This is a genomic window from Thermomonas alba (genome assembly GCF_022419205.1).
In the GTDB taxonomy this organism is placed as follows: Bacteria; Pseudomonadota; Gammaproteobacteria; order Xanthomonadales; family Xanthomonadaceae; genus Thermomonas; species Thermomonas alba.
In genome coordinates this window covers 301,300-325,994 of the sequence record NZ_JAJOZU010000001.1, presented here as the reverse complement: position 1 = coordinate 325,994, position 24,695 = coordinate 301,300, and the positions used below count along the sequence as shown (strand labels likewise).

23 protein-coding genes are annotated in these 24,695 nt (G+C 64.8%); all 23 read right to left on the bottom strand.

Annotated features, from left to right (window positions below; genetic code table 11):
* Positions 1–33: 33 nt before the first annotated feature.
* The 23 genes from wecB to ML342_RS01450 all read right to left on the bottom strand — a co-directional run bounded on the left by wecB (position 34) and on the right by ML342_RS01450 (position 24,690).
* Entirely contained in the window at positions 34–1,137 is a 1,104-nt protein-coding gene (wecB, locus tag ML342_RS01560) for a non-hydrolyzing UDP-N-acetylglucosamine 2-epimerase (protein WP_240125147.1), read from the bottom strand.
* Positions 1,134–3,272, bottom strand: a complete 2,139-nt coding sequence (locus ML342_RS01555; protein WP_240125146.1) for a bi-domain-containing oxidoreductase — start codon at positions 3,270–3,272, stop codon at positions 1,134–1,136. Before ML342_RS01555 ends, wecB begins: the two co-directional genes overlap by 4 nt.
* 12 nt (positions 3,273–3,284) lie before the next feature.
* Positions 3,285–4,193, bottom strand: coding sequence for a glycosyltransferase family 2 protein (locus ML342_RS01550; RefSeq protein WP_240125145.1), 909 nt, complete (start codon positions 4,191–4,193; stop codon positions 3,285–3,287).
* Complete coding sequence (locus tag ML342_RS01545; RefSeq protein WP_240125144.1) at positions 4,183–5,016, bottom strand: FkbM family methyltransferase; 834 nt, start codon at positions 5,014–5,016, stop codon at positions 4,183–4,185. Before ML342_RS01545 ends, ML342_RS01550 begins: the two co-directional genes overlap by 11 nt.
* A 12-nt stretch (positions 5,017–5,028) precedes the next feature.
* The gene (locus tag ML342_RS01540; protein WP_240125352.1) at positions 5,029–6,156 is read right to left on the bottom strand and encodes a glycosyltransferase; all 1,128 of its coding nucleotides are present in this window, start codon (positions 6,154–6,156) and stop codon (positions 5,029–5,031) included.
* On the bottom strand, positions 6,153–7,940 hold the full coding sequence (gene asnB / locus ML342_RS01535) for an asparagine synthase (glutamine-hydrolyzing) (RefSeq protein ID WP_500809965.1): 1,788 nt from the start codon (positions 7,938–7,940) through the stop codon (positions 6,153–6,155). The genes ML342_RS01540 and asnB overlap by 4 nt, the downstream gene beginning before the upstream one ends.
* Positions 7,941–7,958: 18 nt before the next feature.
* A complete protein-coding gene (locus ML342_RS11975) occupies positions 7,959–9,116 on the bottom strand; it encodes a glycosyltransferase family 4 protein (RefSeq protein ID WP_240125142.1) in 1,158 nt (385 codons plus the stop codon).
* Complete coding sequence (locus ML342_RS11970) at positions 9,109–10,506, bottom strand: O-antigen ligase family protein (RefSeq protein ID WP_240125141.1); 1,398 nt, start codon at positions 10,504–10,506, stop codon at positions 9,109–9,111. The genes ML342_RS11975 and ML342_RS11970 overlap by 8 nt, the downstream gene beginning before the upstream one ends.
* 8 nt (positions 10,507–10,514) lie before the next feature.
* Positions 10,515–11,081 carry an acyltransferase gene (locus ML342_RS11860; protein ID WP_275672337.1) on the bottom strand — a complete coding sequence of 189 codons (567 nt, stop codon included), beginning with the start codon at positions 11,079–11,081 and terminating at the stop codon, positions 10,515–10,517.
* Positions 11,048–11,923, bottom strand: a complete 876-nt coding sequence (locus ML342_RS01515) for a glycosyltransferase family 2 protein (protein WP_240125140.1) — start codon at positions 11,921–11,923, stop codon at positions 11,048–11,050. Before ML342_RS01515 ends, ML342_RS11860 begins: the two co-directional genes overlap by 34 nt.
* A gap of 19 nt (positions 11,924–11,942) precedes the next feature.
* The gene (locus ML342_RS01510) at positions 11,943–13,451 is read right to left on the bottom strand and encodes an O-antigen translocase (protein WP_240125139.1); all 1,509 of its coding nucleotides are present in this window, start codon (positions 13,449–13,451) and stop codon (positions 11,943–11,945) included.
* Between the two features lies 1 nt (position 13,452).
* A complete protein-coding gene (locus ML342_RS01505; RefSeq protein WP_240125138.1) occupies positions 13,453–14,046 on the bottom strand; it encodes an acyltransferase in 594 nt (197 codons plus the stop codon).
* Positions 14,040–15,131 (bottom strand): DegT/DnrJ/EryC1/StrS family aminotransferase, encoded by a 1,092-nt coding sequence (locus ML342_RS01500; protein WP_240125137.1) that lies wholly within the window; start codon positions 15,129–15,131, stop codon positions 14,040–14,042. The genes ML342_RS01505 and ML342_RS01500 overlap by 7 nt, the downstream gene beginning before the upstream one ends.
* Positions 15,128–15,553, bottom strand: a complete 426-nt coding sequence (locus ML342_RS01495; protein WP_240125136.1) for a sugar 3,4-ketoisomerase — start codon at positions 15,551–15,553, stop codon at positions 15,128–15,130. The genes ML342_RS01500 and ML342_RS01495 overlap by 4 nt, the downstream gene beginning before the upstream one ends.
* A complete protein-coding gene (locus tag ML342_RS01490) occupies positions 15,528–16,307 on the bottom strand; it encodes an acyltransferase (protein WP_240125135.1) in 780 nt (259 codons plus the stop codon). Before ML342_RS01490 ends, ML342_RS01495 begins: the two co-directional genes overlap by 26 nt.
* Before the next feature lie 31 nt (positions 16,308–16,338).
* The gene (gene rfbA, locus ML342_RS01485; protein WP_240125134.1) at positions 16,339–17,226 is read right to left on the bottom strand and encodes a glucose-1-phosphate thymidylyltransferase RfbA; all 888 of its coding nucleotides are present in this window, start codon (positions 17,224–17,226) and stop codon (positions 16,339–16,341) included.
* Positions 17,223–18,278 (bottom strand): dTDP-glucose 4,6-dehydratase, encoded by a 1,056-nt coding sequence (gene rfbB / locus ML342_RS01480; RefSeq protein WP_240125133.1) that lies wholly within the window; start codon positions 18,276–18,278, stop codon positions 17,223–17,225. Before rfbB ends, rfbA begins: the two co-directional genes overlap by 4 nt.
* A gap of 1 nt (position 18,279) precedes the next feature.
* On the bottom strand, positions 18,280–19,563 hold the full coding sequence (gene tviB / locus ML342_RS01475; RefSeq protein WP_240125132.1) for a Vi polysaccharide biosynthesis UDP-N-acetylglucosamine C-6 dehydrogenase TviB: 1,284 nt from the start codon (positions 19,561–19,563) through the stop codon (positions 18,280–18,282).
* A 52-nt stretch (positions 19,564–19,615) separates the two neighbouring features.
* Positions 19,616–19,981 (bottom strand): MarR family EPS-associated transcriptional regulator, encoded by a 366-nt coding sequence (locus ML342_RS01470; RefSeq protein ID WP_240125131.1) that lies wholly within the window; start codon positions 19,979–19,981, stop codon positions 19,616–19,618.
* A 97-nt stretch (positions 19,982–20,078) separates the two neighbouring features.
* Entirely contained in the window at positions 20,079–21,458 is a 1,380-nt protein-coding gene (locus tag ML342_RS01465; protein ID WP_240125130.1) for an O-antigen ligase family protein, read from the bottom strand.
* A gap of 114 nt (positions 21,459–21,572) precedes the next feature.
* A complete protein-coding gene (locus tag ML342_RS01460; protein WP_240125129.1) occupies positions 21,573–22,010 on the bottom strand; it encodes a hypothetical protein in 438 nt (145 codons plus the stop codon).
* Between the two features lie 89 nt (positions 22,011–22,099).
* A complete protein-coding gene (locus tag ML342_RS01455) occupies positions 22,100–23,320 on the bottom strand; it encodes a tetratricopeptide repeat protein (RefSeq protein WP_240125128.1) in 1,221 nt (406 codons plus the stop codon).
* Complete coding sequence (locus ML342_RS01450; protein ID WP_240125127.1) at positions 23,317–24,690, bottom strand: DnaJ domain-containing protein; 1,374 nt, start codon at positions 24,688–24,690, stop codon at positions 23,317–23,319. The genes ML342_RS01455 and ML342_RS01450 overlap by 4 nt, the downstream gene beginning before the upstream one ends.
* Between the last annotated feature and the right edge of the window lie 5 nt (positions 24,691–24,695).

Here is a 24,695-nt window from a genome sequence, read left to right as displayed (position 1 = left end):
AGCCCGCCCTGATCCGTCATCGGGCGAGTCCGGTCACCCGCACGCCAGCAGCCGCTCCAGCGTCGCCACGATGCGCTCGCCCGTGCGGCCATCCCACAGCGGCGGCACCCGTCCCTGCTTCCACTGCCCGTCGAACAACCGCGCCAGCGCCGGCGCCAGCTTGGCCGGATCGGTGCCGACCAGCTCGTTGGTGCCAAGCTCCACGGTTTCCGGGCGCTCGGTGTTGTCGCGCAGAGTCAGGCAGGGCACGCCCATCACCGTGGTCTCCTCGGTGATCCCGCCGGAGTCGGTGATCACGCCCTTGGCGTGCTTCACTAGCCAGTTGAACTCCAGGTAGGGCTGCGGATCGACCAGCAGCAGGTTGGCCGGGAAACCGGGCAACTCGCGCAATGTCCTGGCCGTGCGCGGATGCACCGGAAAGACGACGGGCAAGCCGCGGCAGCCATTCCCAATCGCGTGTAGCAAGCGTGCCAAGCCCTCGGCGCTGTCCACATTGGCCGGCCGGTGCAAGGTGGCGACGAAATATCCACCTGGCTGCAGGCCGAGGGTTTCCACGAACGGCGGCGGCCGCAGGCGCTCCATGTTCGCCAGCAAGGTGTCGATCATGGTGTTGCCGACGAAGAAGATGCGCGACTCCTCCACGCCGGCGCGGCGCAGGTTGGCATTGGCGTGCTCGCTGGTGGTGAAGAACCAGTTGGTCACCGCATCCGTCGCCAGCCGGTTGATCTCCTCCGGCATCGTCCAGTCGCCGGAGCGGATCCCGGCCTCCACGTGCGCCACCGGCACGTGCAGCTTCTGCGCGGTGATGGCGCAGGCCATCGTGGAGGTGACATCGCCCACTACCAGGCAGCAGGCGCTGCGTTGCTGCATCAGCAGGCGCTCGTAGCCAACCATGATCCCGGCGGTCTGCTCGGCCTGGGTGCCGGAGCCGACCTCCAGGTTCACGTCCGGCGCGGGGATGCCGAGCTGCGCGAAGAACTCCCCCGACATCCGCGGGTCGTAATGCTGCCCGGTATGCACCAGCCGCCAGCGCAAGGGGCCGCCGGCATCGCGTCGGGCCTGCATCGCGTGCAGGATCGGCGCGATCTTCATGAAGTTGGGACGCGCGCCCGCGATGATGTCCACCAGCACGCTCATGCCCTGCCCTCCAACGCCAGCTGCGCCTCGATGCTGGCGCGGCTCACCTCCAGCACTTCATCCAGCGGGATAGGCGCGGGCGCATGGCCTCGGACCGCGTCCATGAACGCACGGGCGCAGGCCGCCTGGCCCTTGTCCTGCCGCCACAGGCGCATGCGCGAAAAGCCCGCCCAGCCCCAGCCGCGCAGGACACGGAAGTTGTCCAGCTGCAGCACGCGGCCGGCGCAGAACACCTCCAGCCGCTCCTTGGGAAAGCCTTTATGGCCGTTGGCGAGATAGTGGATCGTCCCCACCGAGCCGTCCGCGAAGACCAGGGTGAGGGTCGCCTTGTCGTCGCGCACGCCCAGCGCCGGATGCGGCCCCAGGGCCACCGCGTGCTGCTGGACGATCGGCGCGCCCGCCAGATGCCGCAGCAGGTCGATGAAGTGGCAGCCTTCGCCGACGATGCGCCCGCCGCCCACGGCCTTGTCCTGCGTCCAGTGGTCGGCCGGAATGGCGCCCGCGTTGACGGTCATGACGAAGCTCTTCGGCTCCGCCACTGGCGCCAGCAGCTGACGGATCTTCACCACCTGCGGCGCGAAGCGACGGTTGAAACCGACCATCAGCCGTTGGCCGGGCCGGGCACGCGCCTCGGCCTCGATCGTGTCCAGTTCTTCCTGCGTCAGGCACAGCGGCTTTTCGCAGAACACGTGCTTGCCGGCCCGCAGCGCGGCCAGCACCTGGCGTGCGTGGGCGTCATGGCGGGTGGCGATGACCACGGTGTCCACGTCCGCATCCGCCACGCAGTCGGCCCAATCGGTGGACGCCTTGCGGAATCCGTACTTCCTGCCGAAATGCACCGCGCTGACGCCGCCACCGCTGGCGAGCGACTGCAACTGCGCGCCGGCCGCCTTGAACGCCGGGATCAGCACCCGCCCGGCATAGTTGCCCGCGCCGATGAAGGCCACCTTGCCCGGTGCCGCCACGCCAGCCCCCGCCGGCGAAGCCAGCGCCACCGTGCGTTCCTGCAGACGCGCCGCATCGTCGCGCGGGTAGTCCAACACGATGCCCAGCGACGGCGCATCCGAGGACAACAGCGCATAGGCCGCCTCCGCCTGCTCCAGCGGGAAGCGATGCGACACCAGCGGCGCCACGGTGAGCGCGCCGCTGGCCAGCATGTCCAGCACCGCCTCGAAGTTGCGCTGCTCGGTCCAGCGCACGAAGCCCACCGGATAATCGTGCCCCTGTTCCTCATACGCCGGGTCATAGCGGCCCGGCCCATAGCTGCAGCTGACCTGGAAGCTCAGCTCCTTCTCGTAGAAATCCGCCCGCGACAGCGTCAGCCCGGTCACGCCCACCAGCACGATGCGGCCGCGCTTGCGGCACATCTGCGCGGCCTGGTGCACCGGCTCGTTGCTGCGGGTGGAGGCGGTGATCAGCACCACATCCACCCCGCGCCCGCGCGAAAACGCCTGCGCCGCGGCCAGCACGTCCTCGCCGGCTGCCGGGTTCACCACCACCTCCGCGCCCAGGTCACGCGCCAGCGCGCAGCGGGCCGCATCGAAATCGATGCCCATCACCCGGCAGCCCTGCGCGCGCAGCAGCTGCACGGTCAGCAGGCCGATCAGGCCCAGGCCGGTCACCACCACGCACTCGCCCAGCGTCGGCTGCGCCAGGCGAATGCCCTGCAGGCCGATGGCCGCCAGCACGGTGAACACCGCCTGCTCGTCGCCGACCCCATCCGGCACCTTCGCGCACAGCGTCTGCGGCACGCACACCAGCTCCGCATGCTTGCCGTTGCTCACCACCCGGTCACCAACCGCAAAGCCGCTCACGCCGCGCCCGACCGCGATCACCGTTCCCACGTTGCAGTACCCCAGCGCCAGCGGCTGGTCCAGCTTGCTACGCACCGCCTCCAGCGTGGCCGCCAGCCCATCGGTGCGAACCTTTTCCAGCACCATCCGCACCTTGTCCGGCTGGCTGCGCGCCTTGGCGATCCAGCCCGCCTTGCCGAACTCCACCAGCATCCGCTCGGTGCCGGCCGACACGAGCGTGGCATGCGTCTGGATGGCCAGCTGACCAGGCCCTGGGCGCGGCGCCGGCACCTCCAGCAGCGTGGTCTGGCCGGTTTTGAGGCTTTGCAGGATTTGTTTCATTCCATGAACTTCCTAATCGAATTGCCGGACGCGCAGATCCGGATGCCCGAGGGCGTAAACCCTCTTGCCCGGTGCCCTGCCCGTGACCTGCATCTCGAAAATTTTGTACTGCCTGAAGCGATAGACGTCGGCACGCAGCCTGGCCCATATCAACCCAACACGCCCAGCTCGCCAGACGCCAGCAAATACTAGGTAATACAGAAAAACCAACGCATATCGAAATGGAATTTTAAAAAAATGGCGCTTGAGCCACATTCGGCGCTGCGCGGAGCCTCCGAACAGGCTCGGCTGCACCGACAGCGCATCTCCACGCACTGCAGCAAGCGCTTCGGCGGTGGTGTATTTGTTCTGCTTGTGCAGCCAGTGCTCCAGATCAGGGCTATCGTGATGCTCGAGTTCACCCACCACTGGAATGCTGCGCCCATCCAGCAGGGGATGCTCGTTTACCAGCACGTCTGAAAAACGGCATCTTCCTGTTTTCCAGACGCGCAAAATCTCCTGTCGCACCGGCAATGGCCGCCCCATGAACCACAGCCGGCGCTGCAGGGTGAAACCGTCCACCTCGCCCCGCCGCATGGCATCGGCCAGATTGCGCTTCAATTCGTCGGACAGGCGCTCGTCCGGATCCAGCTTCATCGTCCACGGCGCCGTGATGGGCAACTCGCGCAGGGCGAAGTTCCACTGGTCGCCGAATCCGCGAAAGCGACGCTGCACCACGTGCACGCCATGCCGCAGCGCGATGTCCACCGTGTCGTCCGCGCTGTGGCTGTCGACCAGGAAGACCTCCTGCGCCCAGCCCTCCAGGTTAGCCAACACGGCCTCCATGTTGTGGGCCTCGTTCAACGAGATCATCACTACCGCGACGGGGGCGACGCCCGGCATCCAGTGAATGCCATACCCCCGGGGAAAATCAGCCTGCATCGCCACTCTCCGCATCACGCGGCAAGGCAATGACATTGCTGGTGCGATCGTTCACTGGCAGCAGTGCTCCCTGCACCGCGAAGCGATCCCCATCGAAGACGGTATAGCCACCGTCTTCGAGGAGTTGGACAGCCTGCCTGCGCGTATAGTCTTGTACCTCGCAGTAAACCATAGGCCGGCAAGCAGTCAGCAGACACCGCGCGCCGGCAAGCACGCCAAGTTCCGCGCCTTCGACATCGATTTTCAAAACACCTGGCGCGGGAAAATGGTCCAACAACGCATCCAGCGTGAGACTTGGCAAAAGCCGTGTCTCCTGCACACCGCCAGTCTGAGTCGAGCCAAAACCATGGATGGCATTGGCCGCCCGCGCCCGAGTTGCAATATCAAACCTGACAACACCACACGCATCGGAAACAGCGACCGGCAATACGTCTATGCGCGCGTGCCCTGGCTCTGTCATGGCCGCGGTCTTTCGCAGTAATCTCACGACATCGGCATCGGCCTCCACCGCCAGCACGAAACCATCCACACCCGCATGGAACGCGGCCGCACGCGCAAATAACCCGACATTGGCACCGATATCCCATACCACATGTCCGGGCTTGACCAATGCACGTGCCACGTTCAGCAGCGGCATATCCCAACGTGGCGCAGACTTGAGCAGGTATTTCAACCCCCCTACGCGCCCGCTCACCAGAATGCGCCCCCCGCCGGAAGTGGCTGGCAACCGACGCAACACGACCAATGGACCAAACACGATTTCCGCCAGGCGGCGCAACCGTGCCGTCTTCTTGGGTACCGAGACATGAGCCTCCTGGATCATCATCTCCCTCATTCACTCCAATTGAATCCAGGCAGGCACGGTGCCGCCATGAAGCAACCATGCATAGGCCGCCGTCATCCGCTGTGCAACTGACATCCAGCCATATTCACGTCGCATCCACTCCCGGCCTTGTGCCCCCATCGCTTGCAAGATATCTGCGGATTGAGCCATCGCATGCGTCAGCGCGGCCTGGAGGGTTGGCACGTCATGGTCGATCCACCAACCGCAGCCTTCGCGCTCCAATCCACTCCACGGCGCCCCCTTGGACACGATGGCCGGGCAGCCATGCGCCAGCGCCTCCGCTACCACCATGCCGAAATTCTCCGAATGGGTGGGCAGCACGAACAGGTCCGCCGCCCGGTAGGCCACCGCCTTGTCCTCGCCGTACAGCGCCCCCGGGAAATGGACGCGCTGCAGACCGAGCCGCGCCGCCTGTGCCTTGATCGCCTCCTCGTGCGCCGACTCGCCCTTGCCTGCGATGACGAGCTGCCACTCCGGGAACATGGCTTCCAATGCGGCCCACGCGTCAAGCAAACGATCAATGCCCTTCACGGGATGCAGCCGCCCCAGGAACAACAGAGTGCGCAGTCCGTCTTGCGGCCTGCGGGGCGGCAACGGCGGCACGTCGATTCCGTTGGGGATCACCACCACCGGCGCCTGGAATCCGCGCGCCCGGATGTCGTGGTATTCGGCCTCGCTGGTGGCATGCAGCAGGTCCGCACGCGCCAGCACGCGGCGCTGCAAGGGCCACAGCAGCCGTTTGCGCCAGCGGCTGTGCCCCAGCGCCCACGATGACAGCGTGCCGCGCGGCGAGACCACCAGCTTGGCGCGCTTGCCTGGCACCACCCAACCCGCGGCGACGTTCACCATCGACCACAGACTGTGGTTGTGGACGATATCCACCTCGTGCGCCGCGCGCGCCAGGGCCCGCGCATGCGCCGGGGAAATGGCAAAGCGTCGCGCCACGGGCCACTGCGGATGCACGTCCACCTGCACGCCCGGCACCGGGCGCGCGGCCCCCAGGCAGCTCAGCCGCACCGCATGCCCATCCTCGGCCAAGGCTTGGCACAACCGCGGTACCGAATAAGACGGGCCGGATGCCTCGGCGCTGATATGGGGGACGACGTGCAGTAGCTTCATGCCGACATTTTCCTCGGCTGGCTCCAGGCCCGCGCCACCTGCCGGGCCCAACTGCGGCTGCCATCATTGGCCGCGATGCCGCCTTCAGCCAGCCACCGCGACACGGGAATGCCGAACCCGGTCTTACGGCGCTGCCGAATGGCCTCTGGCAGTGGTTTTTCCGGAGCCTGCGCAAGCAGGGATTTGCCCGGGAAGCGGGTGAAGCTGGGCAACAGTGGCTGCAACTGCGTCAGCAGATGCGCATCCACCAGCGGCGTGCGCAGTTCCACGCTATGCGCCATGCTGGCCCAGTCGGAATCCCGCAGCAGCTGGTTGCGCAGATAGGTCATCGATTCGATTTGCCCTAATGCGAGACGCCGATCAGCCGGCAATGAACCGGTCATCGCCACGACATGAGCAACGGGATCGAACCCTTTCGCGAGGACCGCTGTATCCGCCTCGGTCGGAAATGCATCCGGCGCAAACAGTCCCCGGCTCAGCAAGTACGCCCCCTCCAGCGAACGCAGCCAATCGGCCGCATGACGCCAGCGCGCATTGCCAGTGCGACGCGCATGCAGGGCCCCGGCCAGACGCCCCAACGCGAGCGCCCCCGGAATCGACGACAGCTTGCGCCAACGCGACACCAGCGCCGGAAGCTGGCGGAAGCTTCGATACCCCTGGAACAGCTCGTCGCCACCGACGCCCGACACCACCACCTTCAGGCCCAGCTCCGCGACCGCCTTGCTGGCATACCAGGTGTTGATGCCGTCGATGCTGGGCTGATCCATCGACGCAAGAATGCGCGGCAAATCTGCAAGGAATTCTTCCCGTGTCACCCGGCGCACGTGGTGGCGGATACCGTAATGCCGCGCAAGGGCGGCGGCGGCGGGGGCTTCGTCCTGGTGACTGCCAGCGAACTCGTCATAGGCGATAGTGACACCTTGCAAGTCGCGCGTACCGGCCTCCACCATCAGTCCGGCCAGCGCCCCTGAGTCGATGCCTCCCGAGAGGAACACACCCACCGGCACGTCAGCGACCAGATGCCGGGCCACTGACTCGCGCAACGCCGCGCGCACGCTTGCCACCACACTCGCATCGTCGCGTTCGCCCATCGATTCGGCATTGCGCCATACCTGGCCGATATCGTGCCAACAGACCATGCGCTGGACGGCCCCTTCCGCAATCCAGGCAAAGTGACCTGCCGGCACCGCCTGGATATCGCGATACCAAGTGCGTGGCTCCGGCACGCTACCCAGCAACCAGAATCCGGCTTGCCCCTCCGGATCTGGATCATGCGCCACCTGCCCGCTTGCCAATAGCGCCTTCACCTGCGAGGCCAGCATGATCCCGTTGCCGGTCTTCGCCACGTACAGCGGCTTGATGCCGTAGGGATCGCGTGCTGCGAATGCGCGGCGTGCTTGCCGGTCCCAGACGACGAAAGCGAACATGCCATGAAGTTTGTCCAGCATCGCCTCGCCATCGCGCGCGAACAGCGCCAGCAGCACCTCGGTATCGCTTTCGGTACGGAAAGCGTGGCCCTCGCGCTCCAGTTCCCGACGCAAGTCGCGGAAGTTGTAGATCTCCCCGTTGAAGACGATCAGGTAGCGCCCATCGGCCGACTGCATGGGCTGCGCCGCGCGCGCATCCAGATCCAGAATGGCCAGCCGTCGATGGCCCAGGGCTACCCCGCCCTCTTGCCAAAGCCCCTCCCCATCGGGACCACGCGGTTGCATTGCTGCCAATGCGAGAGTCACCCCGGCCGGAGACACCCCGTTTCGCGCAAACGCCGCAATCAACCCACACATTCCCTCACCCCTGACATGTCACGTCCTCTCCTTGGTCTGCCACGGCGGCCGTGGCCTCGGTACATGTCCTTCCATATACGCAAAAATGCGCTGCAGGTAATCGGCGCCCGCCTCGGCGCCAAGGCAACGCGCCCAGGCCGCCAACTCCTGCCGCGCTTGCGGCGACTGCGCGCCGGCTTCGAGCACAGATTTCAGACACTCCGCCAGCGCTGCCGCATCTCCCGCCGGAAACACAGCGCCAACGCCACTGGCGCGCACGACTTCCGCCGCGCCGCAGGCATCGCTGCAGATCACAGGCGTGCCGGCCATCAATGCCTCCGACACCACCGCGCCCCACCCGTCGTGATCGCTGGGCAGCACCAGACAATCCGCCTGCGCCATATGTCGGCGCGCCTGCGGCATCGGCACAGCGCCATGCCACGTCACACGATCGCCCAAGAACGCCGCCTGTTGCCGCAGGCCTTCCCTCAGCGGACCATCTCCCACGATCTCCAAAGAGAACCCCGAAAAACCTGCGTCAAACAGACGACGCAAGGCCTCGATCAACAGATCGACCCGTTTAAGCGATATCAGCCGGCCAACGAACAACAACCGTACGCAAGATGACGGGCTTTTCCCGGCCTTCTCCTCCACCATCTTGCTTGTCGATGATGATTCGAAACCGGTTGTTGGTTCTCCCAAAAAATAGGCAAAGGGAAAGACGCGCTGCGCTGGCATACCCCGCGCCACGACCCAATCGCGGGTGCCACATCCAATGGCCAGCACGCCCGCAAGATCGCGTCGATATCGCAGGAACAGAGCGCGATAGAGGGCACGCTTGATGTGGCCAGGCGCCCCTGCATCTGCTACGGCCTCCATAACGACCCACTGGCGCATGCCGCGCCAGCGCAGTTGGCGCTGCGCCACGGCCAGCAGATCGTTCCCGCGCAGCCCCTGGAACAGGTGATGGGCCGTCTGCGGCGCCTCCTTTGCCACCCTGCGCATCTGCGCGGCATCGCCAGCCAACCGCACGTCCACCCCTTTGATTTCCGGAACCGACCAGCCCTGCTGGATGCGATCCGGCGTCATCGCGCACTGCGCCACATAAGTGACGCGATGGCCCGCGGCCGCGCACGCAGCCGCCAGGGCCGCCATGTGCGGAGTCACCACCGTCTGCCAGAACCAGACCTCAGCCACGTGCGTGACCCTTGCGCGACGATCGCCCGGTGGCCGCCCACGCCAGCAGAATCAGGCTGAGCATGCCCATCCCGCTCGGTGAAAACAAAGTAGCCTCGCCGAAGTTCATGAACAGCGCCGTCAACCCCACGGCGAGGGGCGTCATACCGGCGCGGGCCGCGCGCCGCACCAGCAGCCACAGCCAGACGAGGACGGCCAGCAGCCCCAGCAGGCCCAGCTCTTCCCAAACGGCCAGATACACCACCCCCTTCTCGATGGACGCCCCCGTGGGCAAGCCCAGCACGGGGTCGCGCTTCACTTCCATTTCAAACGGATCGGACGCCACGCCAAACCCGATGCCGCGCAGCGGGTGTTCGCGGATGTTGTCCCACATCTGGTCCACTTTGGCGCCACGGGAACGGTCGTAGGCCTCAACCACATTGCTGGTGCCACTGCGCTTGGCCAAGTAAGTGCCCACGCGCTGCCCCAGGAAAGGGCCAGCGGCGATCACGGCGAGCAGCCCCAGCCCAACCGCCAGCTGCACCCGTCGGCTGCGCAGGCCGGGCAGATAATCGCGCAGCTTCCTGCGCGCCAGGATGCGTCCGGTCAACGCTGCAAATAACAGACCCAACAACAACCCCAGGCCCGCCGTGCGCGCTTCCGACAACACGATCATGACTAGGCAGAGCGCGAACATCCCCACCAGCCACCAGGAAGGACGGCGATCCGCCACGATCCGGCTACCCAGCCAGGCTGCCAGCAGCGCAACCGTCGGCCCGAAGGTCTGCGGGTGAGCCAGCACGCCCTGAAAGCCGGTGCCATTGACCAGATAGCCACGCCCACTGGCCACCAGCGGCAGGCTCGCTAGCAGGATCGCCGTCAACCCTGCGAATAACTGGCGTTCCAGACGCTGGCGCGCACTCTCACCCAGGCCCGACCAGGCCGACAGCAGGGTAGCGAAGGCAACCGTCCACGAAATGGCCTTCAGCACGGAAACGTCCCGCATCGGACTGAACAGTAGCGCATGCGCCACGATGCCTGCGCCCAGCAACAGGGTGACTAGCACCAGGCGATGAATCGCAACGCCGCTGGAATCTCTGCTGCGCCGCGTACGCAGCAGAACCGACAGCGCCGCCCCCGCGATCACTGCATAGCGCCCAAGCGCGGCCATCGACGCCTCGGGTGACAGCGCAGGATTGAGCATGCTGAACAGCCAGGACAGCGCCAATGCCTGAATGGCCTGGGCGCGACCGGTGAGGGCATAGGCGGCAAGCAGGAAAAACGCCGCCCCTGCCGTAGCCGAAGAGGCCAGACGCAATGCCAACAGCACGAGCGCAATGAGAAGAAACGCTCGCACGCGCAGGCGTGGCGCTAGGCTCATGGTCAGAGATGCGGAATGCGGTCGTTGCACAAAGAGTCCTACTCAATAGCATCTGCAGAAGGCGATGTCAGCGCATCGATGGATTTGATGACCCGCGCCGGCACGCCACCAATCAATACCCGCTCAGGAAACTGCCCACGCACGACCGCGCCGGCCGCGACGATGCAGTGCGCCCCGAGCGTGGTGCCGCCCAGGATGATGGCGCCGGCGCCGATCCAGCACCCATCGCCGATGCGGATAGGAAGCGAATATCCCTTACCCGCCACGTGCGCTGCATGCGGCGCAATCTGATGAGTGCCTGTCGCGATCAGCACGCGTGGCGCAATATCACAACATGCGCCGATTTCGACCGGCGCATCGCCCCCCACGACCAGGACCTCGTGCCCGATCCAGGTATCGGCGCCAATCTGCAAAGGCCCCGTCAGCTGGAACCGCGCACTCGATGCGCAGCGGACGTTGTTGCCCACTTTCGCGCCCGCCAAACGCAGCAGCCAGCGCTTGAAGCCAAACAGTCGCGTGGCCGGCAACAGCTGACCGACGAGAGAAAAGGCATATAGACCGATTGCTTGCATCAGTGCTTCTTCCGCAGGCGGCGAATGATCCATTCTGGCATTGACAGCAGTACGCACCCACGAAGAAGCAAGGGCAGACGAATATCCTTTGCATGCGCCCGCAGGAATCCGAGCGCGTCCCGCTTCTGTTCGATCGCAAGCTGTACAAACAAACCCGATTTCGCATCCCTCAACAACGAGTCATACCAAGGACGCCCCTCATAGCGTCGAACAAACTTCAGGTAATCACGCCACAACCTGACTTTACGTTGACGCCCAAGGCTGCGCGGAAGAATCCGGTAGTCAACTGCCAAAATGCGATCATCCAGCAGGCAATGCCAACCCTTCTCCGTCACCACCCAAAACAATTGCACATCCTCAAAACAGAGACTCTCATCCAGAGGCAACGCCGCCCTGATCGCATCTGCGCGATACATGCACGAGACAGCCGGCACACTGGCGCGTCGCATCAGAAAATCATCGAAACAGAACACTTTTGGCCCAATCGCCTGATTTTCCTCCAGAATGGCGCCATCTTCGGAAATTTTTCGAATCCCACCCACCGTAAATCCAGCCTGCGGCAGCGCCTGCAACGCTGCCACCTGCGCACGCGTTCGCCCAGAATGGCTGACATCATCCGACGCGTGCGGAACGATGAAATCACCACGCGCAACCGGAATGCCTGCATTGAGCGCCGACACTACGCCGCCGTTTTCCTTCTCGATCAACCGAAAGCCTTTTTCTTTGCTCAACCCGCGCAGCAGCTCTCGGCTACCATCGGTGGAACCATCATCCACGACGATCAACTCGATCGCCGGATATTCCTGTGCAAGGATACTATCAATCGCCTGACGGATGAAACGGGCATGGTTGTAACTCAAAACCACATAGCTCACCAACGGCCATTCTTGATTACTATCCACGCCACACCCCACTACGCACCATCAATTTGCGGCTGAGCGCCGCCAGGCGGCCGACCGGGCCGGTCAACCCCGCCATGTGACCAAGCCGCGCCAGCCCCTCCAGCCCGAACACCGCCGCCAGCATCACCCCAATACCCGCAGCCGCGGCCTGCGACCACACCCCCACCCCCGCCACTGCGGCGCATGCCAGCAGCAGCAGCTCGAGCCTGCGCCGCACGCCCGTCTGCCAGCGAAACCCCGTACGCCGGCGCGCCAGCCAATACACCAATGGCAGCAGTACAGCATTCATCACGCAAAACGCAGCCCCCGTGCTCATAACGCCCATGACAGGCAACCACCCCGTCACAAATAGGCAAAACACGCCAATCGCCAACGACTCTGTCAGCATGAACGTACGTCCATCCCCCGCCGCCAGAATCACAAAGCCCAACGGCCATGCCGCCACCTTCAGCACATCACCCAGCACCTGCCAACGCAGGATGGCAGCGGCCTCCGCAAACTCCCGCGAATACAGCAGTTCGACAACCCAGGGCGCCAACGCAAGCAGCGTCAGGAACGCCGGCCCAGCCAGCAGCAGCGCGACCTCGGTCTGCTCGTTCACCAGCCGGTTCACGGCCTGCGAGTCGCGAATCACCGCCGTGAGCCGCGGGTAGTAGTCCGTCCCCATCGCGCCTAGCACGAACCCCAGATAGGTCATGCTGATCAACCATGCGGCCTGAAAATGCCCCAACGCCTCCGCGCCCGCCTCGCGCTGAATGAGCGTGCGCACCCACAGCTGCCCCAGGTTGACGACCACTCCACTCAACATGAAAGCGAGGCCGAGCCGCAGCATCGTCCCCCACTGCGCCGCCAACCTTGACACTGGACTGGGCGGCGCATGTAGCCGGCCCAGTTTGGCCACATACCAATGCCCCAGCAGAAAACTGGCCACAGGCGCCGCCAGCACGAAAACCAGAATTCCGTGCTCGCCCCATCGCCCAATGGCCGCCACCGCCACCAGCGTGGACAGCAACGCCGAGCCGATGCTGATGCGGGCCAAATCGCCGATTCGGCGCATTCCGTTCAGTAGCGCGGCTTGCGAAGCGGCGGCCACCGTCAAGCCCACGCCCAGCGCCAGCCAGCCCACTTCGCGCCCATATGCGCGATCACCCAGCACACGCCAGGCCAACTCCTGGCGCAGCATCCATACGACCAGCGCACCAAGCACGGCCAGCGCCAGCGTCAGCCAAAACAAGGCACGCCGGGTGGCGGCGACTGCCTGCACCTCTCCACTGGCGGCAGCCTCCGCGATTTGACGCGTGCCCACATTGCCCACGCCCAAGCCGGCAATGCCGGATGCCGTACTCAGGATGTTCTGCAGCAATCCAATCAAACCAACGCCCGCCGGCCCCAGCAATAGCGCCGCCGCCTTCATGCGCAGCAGGCCCACCACAATATTGATGATACTGGCCCCGCCGATGATGGACGAGGAACGCAGGATCTGGCGGTAGGAATTGCTCATGTCACGCAATCGGACGGATGACTTTCGCAGGGATTCCTGCCGCAACGACCATGGGCGGAATGTCTGCAATCACTACCGCCGAATTGGCAATGACGGCACCCGCACCAATCCGCACGCCCTTGAGGATACGGACATTCGATCCGATAAAAACGTTATCCTCCACCACGACCGGTGCTGCCCATTCAGGTTTCGAAATACCACGCTCCGCAGGTGCGATGCCATGAAAGTCGCTGTCCAGTATCTCGACATTGGCGCCGATCAGACAACCCCTGCCTATGCGGATCGAAGAGTGCTCCGCAATGCAACGAAACCCGTTGTTGACCCAGGTTCCAGCACCCAAAATGACCATGGCGTTCGGACTGCGCGCCTCGATATAGGCATAACTGTCCAGAAAGCCAGGCGATGGAAACACGCCAAGGCGGACACTGGATTCAAAGCTGATGACGCCCGCTCCGGCTGCCTGTAAAGGCTGATGCAGAACCGGATGACCCGATACACGATTTGTCGAAAGCAGGAAATACCAGGCAATCCTGAGTTTCTGGACTATCAGAATCGCAACGAGCGCAAGCCTGCGACGGATCTTGAGGATCAGCATTCCGAGACGGCCCCGATGATCATCTTGGCATCAGCATGCGGCAAATGCGGCCCCATCGGCAGGCTCAACACCTCGGCAGCCAGACGCTCGGCGATGGGAAGCGCACCTTCGGCGAGACCCAATCCGGCATAGGCCTGCTGCCGGTGCGGCGGGATGGGATAGTGAATCAGCGTCTGGACGCCCGCCTGCGCAAGCCGCTGCTGGAAGTCATCGCGGCGCGGATGCCGCACCACGAACAAATGCCAGACCGGCTGCGCCCAGTCCGGCACCTGCGGCAGCACCACGCCGCAATCCGCCAGTTCTCGCAGGTACAGCGCGGCGATCTCCGCGCGGCGGGCATTCCACTCGTCCAGATGCGCCAGCTTCACGCGCAGGATGGCGGCCTGCAGCGGGTCCAGCCGGCTGTTCCAGCCTTGCACCTCGTTGACGTATTTCGCGCGCGAACCATAGTTGCGCAGCACGCGCAGGCGATCGGCGAGCTCCGGGTCATTCGTGGTGACCGCCCCCGCATCGCCCAGAGCGCCGAGATTCTTGCCTGGATAGAAACTCCAGGCCACGGCATCGCCATGCGCACCGATGCGCTGGCCCTTGTAGCGCGCGCCGTGCGCCTGCGCGGCATCCTCCAGGACGCGCAGGCCGTGCCGGCGCGCAATCGACAGAATCGGATCGAGGTCGGCCGGCTGTCCATACAGATGGACCGGCAGAATCACTTTGGTACGCGGAGTGATCGCCGCCTCGACCCGCTCCGGGTCAAGATTGTGGGTCGCCGGATCCGGCTCCACTGGCACCGGCACCGCGCCGCACTGGCTCACCGCCAGCCAGGTGGCGATATAGGTATTGGACGGGACGATGACCTCATCGCCGGTACCCACGCCCAGCGCACGCAGCGCCAGATGCAGGGCATCCAGGCCATTGGCAACCCCCACGCAATGCTGGGCGCCGCAATAGGCCGCATATTCCTGCTCGAAAGCATCGACCTCGGGGCCGAGGATGTACCAGCCGGAATCCCGAACCCGCGCCCAGACCTCATCCAGTTCCGACTGCAACTCTTGATGCGGCGCTTTCAAATCAAGAAACGGAATCACTGCTCACCCCGCACCAGTCTCAGGAACTCGTCGTAATCCCGGATGTAGTCATCCGGATCGTAATAATGCGAAGCGAACACCAGCAGCACTGCATCGGGCGAATATTTGTACTGGGTACCCCAGGTCATGGGCGGCATATAAAAGCCAATATTAGGTCTATCCAAAACATACTCCACCTGGGATGACCCATTGTCGCCAATTACAGACAATCGTCCACGAACACAAATCAGAAACTGATGGCATTGCTTATGAGCATGCTCACCACGCACCTCTACAAGCGGAACCTGATAAACAATAAAGTAGCGTTTGGCCTGGAATGGGATATGGCGCTCAAACTCCGCAAACGTCAGATTCCCTCTAGAATCAATCACGTTTGGAAGCTCAATCAGGCAGGCACTACTCTTTATTTGCGAGCCATGCATCATACCCAATCCCCTGCCAAGGCATTCCGCGATCAAAATAGTGGCGCCAAGGATAGACCGCCCCCCCGTCTTTTTTAGACTTAATTTCTCGAACGGTTGCCACTTTTTTTGCAGGATTACCGACCACTACAGACTCAGGCTCAACATTCCGATTGACTATTGAGCCAGCTCCAACCAAAGCATCTTGACCGATCCTGATGCCAGGCAGAATCACCGACATGGTAGCGATCACTGCAAAATCATCAACCTCCACTCCTACTAGCTCATTCGAAGGAGGATGCGGGTCATTGGTGAGTACAACATAAGGAAATATCCAAACGAAGTTCCCTATTTTACTTTTCTGCCCAATATGAACATTGCTATGCAGGCGAACATAGTCTCCGATGTAGCAATCGCCCTGAATGTCTGAGAGTGTCCCTACCCGAAAATTGAGCCCGGCGCTAGTACCCTCGCGAATCGTTACTCTATGACCAGTCTCTAACCCATCCCCAAACGTACTACCAGAGTACAATATAGAACCAGCCCTGATACGCGCACCAGAACCTATCATAAGAACTGGATTTTCATATCCAGCACTAGACGCGTAAAATCCTGAACACGGCTCACCTAATATGACATTAGCCCCAATTCTGCTACCGCTTCCAATATGCACGTTATCATAAATAATTGTATTGGGGCCAATTACGATATCTTCCCCCAGCACCACCCCATCACCGATTTGAACAGTTGGGTGAATGCCATCAAAATTCCTCATATCCCCTCCATAACCATCTTGGCCATATCTCTCAAATCAACCCCAGCAAATACTCTCCATACCCACTCTTCCCCAGCGGCCGCGCCAGTTCGCGCAGGGCGGCATCATCGATCCAGCCGTTGCGCCAGGCGATCTCCTCCGGGCAGCACACGCGCAGGCCCTGGCGTTTTTCAATGGTCTCCATGTACGCCGCCGCCTCCACCAGCGACTCGTGGGTGCCGGTATCCAGCCACGCGAAGCCGCGCCCCAGGGTCTCCAGGTGCAGGCTGCCGTCCTCGAGGTAGCGGCGGTTGAGGTCGGTGATCTCCAGCTCGCCGCGCGCGGAAGGCGCCAGCTGCGCCGCGAAATCGCTGGCGCGGCCATCGTAGAAATACAGGCCGGTGACGGCGTAGTGGGATTTCGGCTGCGCCGGTTTTTCCTCCAGCCCGATCACCCGCCCCTGCGCATCGAACTCGGCCACGCCGTAGCGCTGCGGGTCGCGCACCCAGTAGCCGAACACGGTGGCGCCCTCGATACGGGCATCGGCGCGGCGCAGCAGTTCGGTCAGGCCCTGGCCGTGGAAGATGTTGTCGCCCAGCACCAGGCAGCTGGGCGCGCCGGCCAGAAAGTCGCGGGCGATCAGCAGCGCCTGCGCCAACCCGTCCGGGCTGGGCTGCACCGCGTATTCGAGGCGCATGCCCCACTGGCTGCCATCGCCCAGCAGGCGCTGGAACAAGGCCTGCTCGTGCGGGGTGGTGATGATCAGCACCTCGCGCAGGCCCGCCAGCATCAGCACGCCCAGCGGGTAATAGATCATCGGCTTGTCGTACACCGGCAGCAGCTGCTTGCTCACCGCGCGGGTGATCGGATACAGCCGGGTACCGGAGCCGCCGGCCAGGATGATGCCCTTGCGTTGCGAAGATGGCGTGTGCGCGCTCATGCCGCGGTCCCGATGCGTTCCAGGCGGTAAGAACCATCCAGCACCCGCGCCACCCAGTCCTGGTGCGCGAGGTACCAGTCCACGGTGTCGGCCAGGCCCTGCTCGAAGCTGCGCGCCGGCGCCCAACCCAGCTCGCGGCGCAGCTTGCCGGCGTCGATGGCATAGCGGCGGTCATGTCCGGGGCGGTCCTGCACGAAGGTGATCTGCGCGGCATAGGACTGCCCGTCCGCGCGCGGACGACGCCAATCCAGATGCGCGCAAATGGCGCGTACGACCGCGATGTTCTCGCGCTCGGCATTGCCGCCGATGTTGTAGGTCTCCCCCGCCCGGCCGCCGCTCAGCACCGCGCGGATCGCGGCGCAGTGGTCGTGCACATGCAGCCAGTCGCGCACCTGGCGGCCATCGCCATACACCGGCAGCGGCTCGCCGGCCAGCGCCTTGGCGATCATCAGCGGAATGAGCTTCTCCGGGAACTGGTAGGGCCCGTAGTTGTTGCTGCAATTGGTGGTCAGCGTGGGCAGCCCGTAGGTGTGGTGGAAGGCGCGCACCAGGTGGTCGGACGCGGCCTTGGACGCGGCATAGGGCGAGTTCGGCGCATACGGCGTGTCCTCGGTGAAGGCACCGGTCTCGCCCAGGCTGCCGTACACCTCGTCGGTGGAGACGTGCAGGAAGCGGAACCCGTCGCGCGCTGCCGCATCCAGCGTTTTCCAGTGGTCGCGCACCGCCTCCAGCAGGGCCAGGGTGCCGACCACATTGGTCTGGATGAAGGCCGCGGGGCCGTCGATGGAACGGTCCACGTGGCTCTCGGCGGCGAAGTTCAGTACCGCCTCCGGGCGATGCTCGGCCAGCAGGCGTGCCACCAGCGCGCGATCGCCGATATCGCCGTGCACGAACACATGGTGCGGGTCATGGGCAACCTCGGCCAGCGTGTCCAGATTGCCGGCATAGGTCAGCGCGTCCAGGTTCACCACCCGGATCCCGCGCGCGACCGCGTCCAGCACGAAGTTGCCGCCGATGAAGCCGGCACCGCCGGTGACGAGCCAGGTGGTCATGTCATAGCCTCCCGTCCACCGCATCCCGCGGCAGCACGCCCTTGACGTCATACACCACGCCGATCGCCGGCTCGCGCAGCAAACCACGCACTTGGGCACCCGTCATTTCGCGGTATTGCCGATGGCCAACCGCCAGAATGACGGTGTCATAGGTCTCGTGGGTGAGCGATGAGATCGGCGTGATTCCATATTCCTGCTGGGCTTCGAGGGGATGCACCCACGGATCATGCACATCCACCTGCGCGCCATACTCCTGAAACTCGCGCACCAGATCGGCCACCCGCGTATTACGTAGATCCGGGCAGTCTTCCTTGAACGCGAACCCAAGAATGAGCATCCGCGCGCCGACCACCGGCAGCCGACGCTTGAGCATCATGCGCACCACCTCGGCGGCGACGTGGGTGCCCATGGCGTCATTGATGCGCCGGCAAGCCAGCAGGATGTCCGGGTAATAGCCGGCGCTCTGCGCTTTCTGGATCAGGTAGTACGGATCCACGCCGATGCAATGGCCACCTACCAGACCGGGCTTGAACGGCAGGAAGTTCCACTTGCTTCCGGCCGCCTCCAGCACATCGTGGGTATCGATGCCCAGGCGCTGGAAGATCAGGGCAAACTCGTTCATCAGGGCGATATTCACGTCGCGCTGGGTGTTCTCGATGACCTTGGCGGCCTCCGCCACCTTCAGGCTAGGCGCTTTGTGGGTGCCGGCGGTGATGATGCTGGCGTAAAGCGCATCGACAAAATCTGCCGCTTCCGGCGTGGAGCCGGAGGTGACTTTCTTGATCGTGGTGACGCGGTGGGCCTTATCGCCCGGGTTGATGCGCTCGGGGCTATAGCCGACGAAGAAATCGGCGTTGAAACGCAGCCCCGAGACGCGCTCCAGGATGGGGATGCAGACTTCCTCGGTACAGCCGGGATACACGGTGGATTCGTAGATCACGGTATCCCCGGGCTTGAGGACGCTGCCGATGGTCTCGCTGGCCTTGGTCAGCGGCGTGAGATCGGGCCGCTTGGCGGCGTCGATCGGGGTCGGCACGGTGACGATGTAGACATTGCACTCCGCGATGTCTTGCAGCTGGTCGGTGAAAGTCAGCCGGGTGGCCTGGGCCAGCAGCTCCGGCTCCACCTCGAGCGTGCTATCGCGCCCTTGGCGCAATTCGGCGATCCGCGCCTGGTTGATGTCGAAGCCGGTGGTGGGGTACTGCTTTCCGAACTCCACCGCCAGCGGCAGGCCCACGTAGCCCAGGCCAACGATGGCGATGCGGGCGTCATGAAGATGTTGCATCGGGTCAGGCTCCATTGACTCACGGTGATAAAAAAACGGCTGCGCGAACGCGTCAGCCGTCGTCGTTGTGCTGGAAGTCGCAGTCGCGCTCGGCGCGTGCCACTTCCTGCTGCAGGCGCTCGATCTCCGCGCGCAGTTGGTCGTATTCGCGCATCTTGCGGGCCAGAAACTGGCGGGTCAGCCGCGCCTTGGCCTCGATCCCGCGCGGTGTCAGCAGGTAGGCATAGCCCAGCTTGTCCGGATTGCGGGAGAAGTTGCCAACCTTCACCCAGCCTTTCTCGATCAGGGCGCGCAGCACATAGTTGAGCTTGCCGAGTGAAACCCCCGCCTCCCGCGCCAGGTCGCGCTGGCTGGCCTGCGGCGCCTGCTCGAGCCGGCGCAGGATGGCCACCTGGAGCTCATCATGGGAGGTCGGCATGTCAGGCCCTGTTCATCCGTTGAACAAGGCGACCTTAAACCAGCCTGCAAGGCATTTGCAAGCCCAACTCATGCCCGCGCTGCGCAGATTCTGAGCGCTATGCAGCCGCCTCCCCAGGCGGCCGCTCCGGCACATTGCGAACGGATGAACGCCGCCGCATCTCTGCAAGCGCCGCCATCAGCACCCCTGCCACGGCGCCGCAGGTCGCCATCAAGGTAAGCGTGCGCAGCGGATAATCGGCCCACGAATGCGCCAGCACGGCCACCAGCGCCGTGAGGCAGGCGCCGGCCAGCGCCGCCTGCCGACCTTCGCCATGCCATACGCGCCAGGCGGCCGCCAGCAGCACCCCCAGCACCAGCGCCAACGCCATGATTCCCAGCCAGCCGGTGGTCATCCACCACTGAGCATATTCGTTGTGCGCGTGGTTGACGTACTGCGGCAAGCGCAAAGACTCCGGCGCGGCCTGCTCGAACGCAGGCACGAAACTGCCCACGCCGCTCCCCAAGGGCGCCTCGGCCTGACCGATGACAAACGCCGCGCGGGCCATCGTATGGCGCATCTCCTCGAGCTCGTCCACGGCCAGCCAGCCCATGCCGGCACGCACCCCAATCACCGCCAGCACCAGAGCGCCCAGTGCGATCACCAGCCGGCGCGGATGCCGCAGCAAGCGGGTGATCTGTAGCCAGCCGGTCGACAGCAGCGCCAGCCCCAGCACTGGCAGCGCAATCGCCATGCCGGCACGCGAGGTGGACAGCGGCACCATCAGCAGCAGAAATCCCGCCAACGCAAGATAGCGCCAGTGATGGCGCGGCCGCAGCTCCCCACGCGCTTCGCGCAGACGCGCCTCGGCCGCAAGCCCGACCGCCAGGGCCATGCCGATGATGCAAGCGGTGGCCTGGTGGTTGGTGTTCACCAGCAGCCCGCCGAACCCGTTGTTGAAGTCCTGATACAGGCGCAGCGGGCTGTCTGGCGGCAACCCGGCCTGGAAGAACGCGAAAAACACATTGAAGACGACCAGCCCGAGCACCCCCTGCACCAGCAGTCGGCGCTCGCGCGCATCGAGCGTGCACGCGCCCATGAACGCCGCCAGCGCCGGCAGCAGCGCCCACAGGCCGCGCTCGGTCGAAGCGGGCGTCAGGCTCCAGTGCGGATTGACCTGCACACTCGCCACCGCGAGATCCGCCGCCAGCGCCTGACGCGCCGGCGGCAGCTGCCAGAGCGCCATCGGAATCGGCAGCAGCTGCAGCGCCGGCACCAGCACAATCAGCAATGCGGCCACGACGCCGACGCGCACCCAGGGCGAGCCCCCCTCCATGAGCAGCCGCCACACTGCCAGCAGCAGCACCGGTAGCGCCAGCAGCTGCAGGCCCTCATCGATACCGGTGTCATCCACGGTGACGCCGCCGCCCAGCCAGCAGGCCAGCAGCAACAGGAACAGTGCCGGCAACACGGCACGATGGGCATATTCGGTCAGCATCGTCCAAGCATATCCGGCCGAGCGCGCGCTTGGCGACTGGCAGGCGGCGCAAATGCAGCAGGGCAGGCTTTGCGGCCTGCCCTGCGTGTGAGCACTACGAGGTGACGCGGAAGATCAGAAGTGACGGATGCTGGCGCTGAGCGGGCCAACCTTCACGTCCTTCTCGTTGACCAACACGGCGGCCCCGAGGGCGGCTGCGCCGGCGATGATCGCGGCGTTGGCGCCAGAGGCACCGCCATTGTTGGCCCAACCGGCCACCTTGCAGTCCGCCGGCACGGTGTACACACCCGGCTGCCGCAGCTCCATCTTGCAGCCATTCTTGTAGACCAGCGTAGCTGCAGAGCCCGCGTTGATCATGACTTTCCCGCCGACCACGACCGGCTGGCCGCTGGAAGCCGTCATGAAGTCGCCACCGGTGCTGGTCATCGCCGTGCCGGCGTTGATCTGGATGACGATGTCATCGTCCTTGTTTTGCTGCTGGGCGAATGCAGGAGCGGCAAGCCCCATGCAGACGGCGATCAGAGCGACGGAGAGCTTGTTCATGGCAATCATCCTTGGTTTGGAGTGGGGGCGACTCGCGGACTCGAAGTTAGCGACTCACAAGACAAGAGTCAATACTGCGCATCTTTATTTGGAGACATTCAGGTTTGTGGCGTGAGCGTGAAACCAGTCGCCCAAAGTTCGCCCGAGATGCGCTGGGCCGCGCCGGGCGGCACCGGGTTGACCAGGCGCAACCACTGCCCGGGACACCCCGAGGCCGGCACCTCGAACTGAAGCTGGAACGTCCTCCAGCCCATGTCGCCCTGCAGCGGGTCGCTGCGCGCCAGCACGCCGGCAGGCCCGGCGCACACCAGCTGCCACTGCAGGCCCATCTCGCTGCGCAGAGCGGCTGCGCGGGCGCGAAAGGTCAGCCGGTAGCGGCCGGGAAGCAGCATCAGCGGCTGGCCCAGCCCCCCTTCTGGCACTCGCCGGTCGAGGAAGCTGAAATAAGCCGCCTGTCCGCGAACGCCCGCCATCGGCACGAAGTCCAGCAACACTCCGGGAATGCGCCGGGTCCGCCAGTCGAATCCCACATCCGAGGGTGGCTGGCGGAAATCGCCGTTGTAGAGCAGCGGCAGGCGGCCGCCAGGTTTGTCCACGCGGCTGGCCCAGCGCGCATAGGCTTCGCCCCAGCGCCCCTGGGCGATGAGGCTGTCGAGCCAGTCCTTGTATTCGGGCTCGCTCAACCCGCCCTGCGCCTGCAGCATCTCCATGATGCGCCCCGCCGCCTCGGGGTTCCCGGTTTGCGGATTGCGCAGAGCCGCCAGCACGCCCTCGCGCCAGGGCGGTCGTGCGGCCAATTTTTGCGCCAGGGCGACAGCGAAGGCGGGATCGGACGCCAGCCGTACCAGGACGGGGACGATCGCGGATGCGCGTTGCGGAGCCATCCGCAGCATGTCGTCGATCTGCGTCAACGCATCGGCATGGCGCCCCTGCCGCAGATAGTACTGCGCCAGCCAAGCGCGGCTGGGCAAGTCACGCGGCGCGCGCCGGGCGGCGATCTGGTAGAGGCGCAGCGCCTGCGCCGCATCGCCGCGGCGATCGGCCACCTGCGCCAGGATCCGGAACGCCTGCCCGCGCAAGGGGGAGTTGGCGAGCACCCGGCGTGCGCTGTCCTGTGCCGCCTGCAGATCGCCTGCGGCGAGCTGGCGTTCCGCCTGCGCCAACAGGGCGCTGGAAAACTCCGGGCGCCAATCCAGGGCCAGCGCCGGGTCTGATGCGGCCGCCTGCTCTGCACGCAGCTGGCCGTAGATCCGCCATGCGATCCACAGCGCGAATATGGAGAGGGCCAGCAGGATGCCTTTACGCATTGTCGCCGTCATGGAAGTCCATCCAGAGCAATCGCGGTCACCAGCCAATAGCCATCGCGCCAGCGCAGGCGCGCGCGCAACTGGCCATTGGCGGGCGCGTTTCCACTGATGATGTAGGCCGATTCCAGACCGGCGCTGTCATAGCCGATCTGCCATTTCGCCTGCGCCAGCCTCACGCGTCCGCGGGCGTGCAGCCGCTGGCGCAGGCGGTCGGCCTCGTCTTCCACCTGCGGGCTGTTCCAAATCGGAGGTGGGGCACGGTCAGGATCGCGCATGTAGCGCAGCAGCATGTCGCCTGCCTGCTGCGCCGCCTGCAGACGGTCGAAACCGGGCACGGCAGATTGCGCGCTCTCTGCAACGGCATCGCCGCGCGCTGCCGGCATCTCTGGCTCGCCAGCCGCGCCCTCATCGGATGGAGGCAGTGTTGAAGACGCGGCGATCACGGGCGCAGCGCTGCGTCGCTGACCCTCTGGCCGCAGGGTATCCACCGCGCTTGCCGGGACGGCGACGGCCTTCGTTTCCACAGACGCCGCCACTGCCGCGGCAGGCACGGGCACCGGCATCGCTCGCATGCGTTGCGGCGCAAGGTGCGCGCGCGGCGGCAACTTCGACGGCGGCGCGATCGCACTCGCGCGCGCATTCGGCTTGCCGCGCCTGGACGTCGGCAAGACGTCGGCGGACGGGCCGTCTGGTTTTGCCTGCGTACTCACGCTGGCGATTTCCTGCGCCTCAGGCGCTGGCACATCCCAAGGTTCCGGATCGCGTGCCAGATCGCGTACTGCCAACACCGCCAACAAAGCGCATACGCCGAGCAGCGCCAGGATGGGAAGACGCCGGCGCCAACGCAGTTCCATCGGCAGCGGCTCATGCACAGAACGCCACGCCGGAACCACTATCGCAGCAGTCTGGCTCGCGCCTGCCCTCGCGTTTTCGACCACACCAGATCGACGCGTCTGGTCATACACACGCCGGCGCTCCGGGCTACGCAGCTGGTTCCAAGCCGCATTAACGCGCGCCGCGAAGGCGGCATCCTCCTCGCTATGCGGCCGGTCCGGGTGCAGCCACGATTGCAGCAGACGATGGTGAAGCTTGATGCGATCCCAAGAGGCATCCGCCGTCACTCCGAGCACGCGATACGCATCCGCCTCGGGGAAGAACAGCACTTCACGCGCGTAGAACTGCGCCGCCTCGCGCAACCGCGCCTCGCTCTCCCCGAACGCGGCCACCGCCTGAGCCATGACTTCGGGAGAGCTGCCGGCCGCGATCGCCAGCAACTGCTCCATCCCGTCGGGCAACGGTTTCTGCCGCAGCAGGTAGCGCTGCCCCGGCACCTGCAGCAGTGCCAGCGCCCATTCCAGCGCGCTCCCCTTCGCGCCGGCCACGGCGA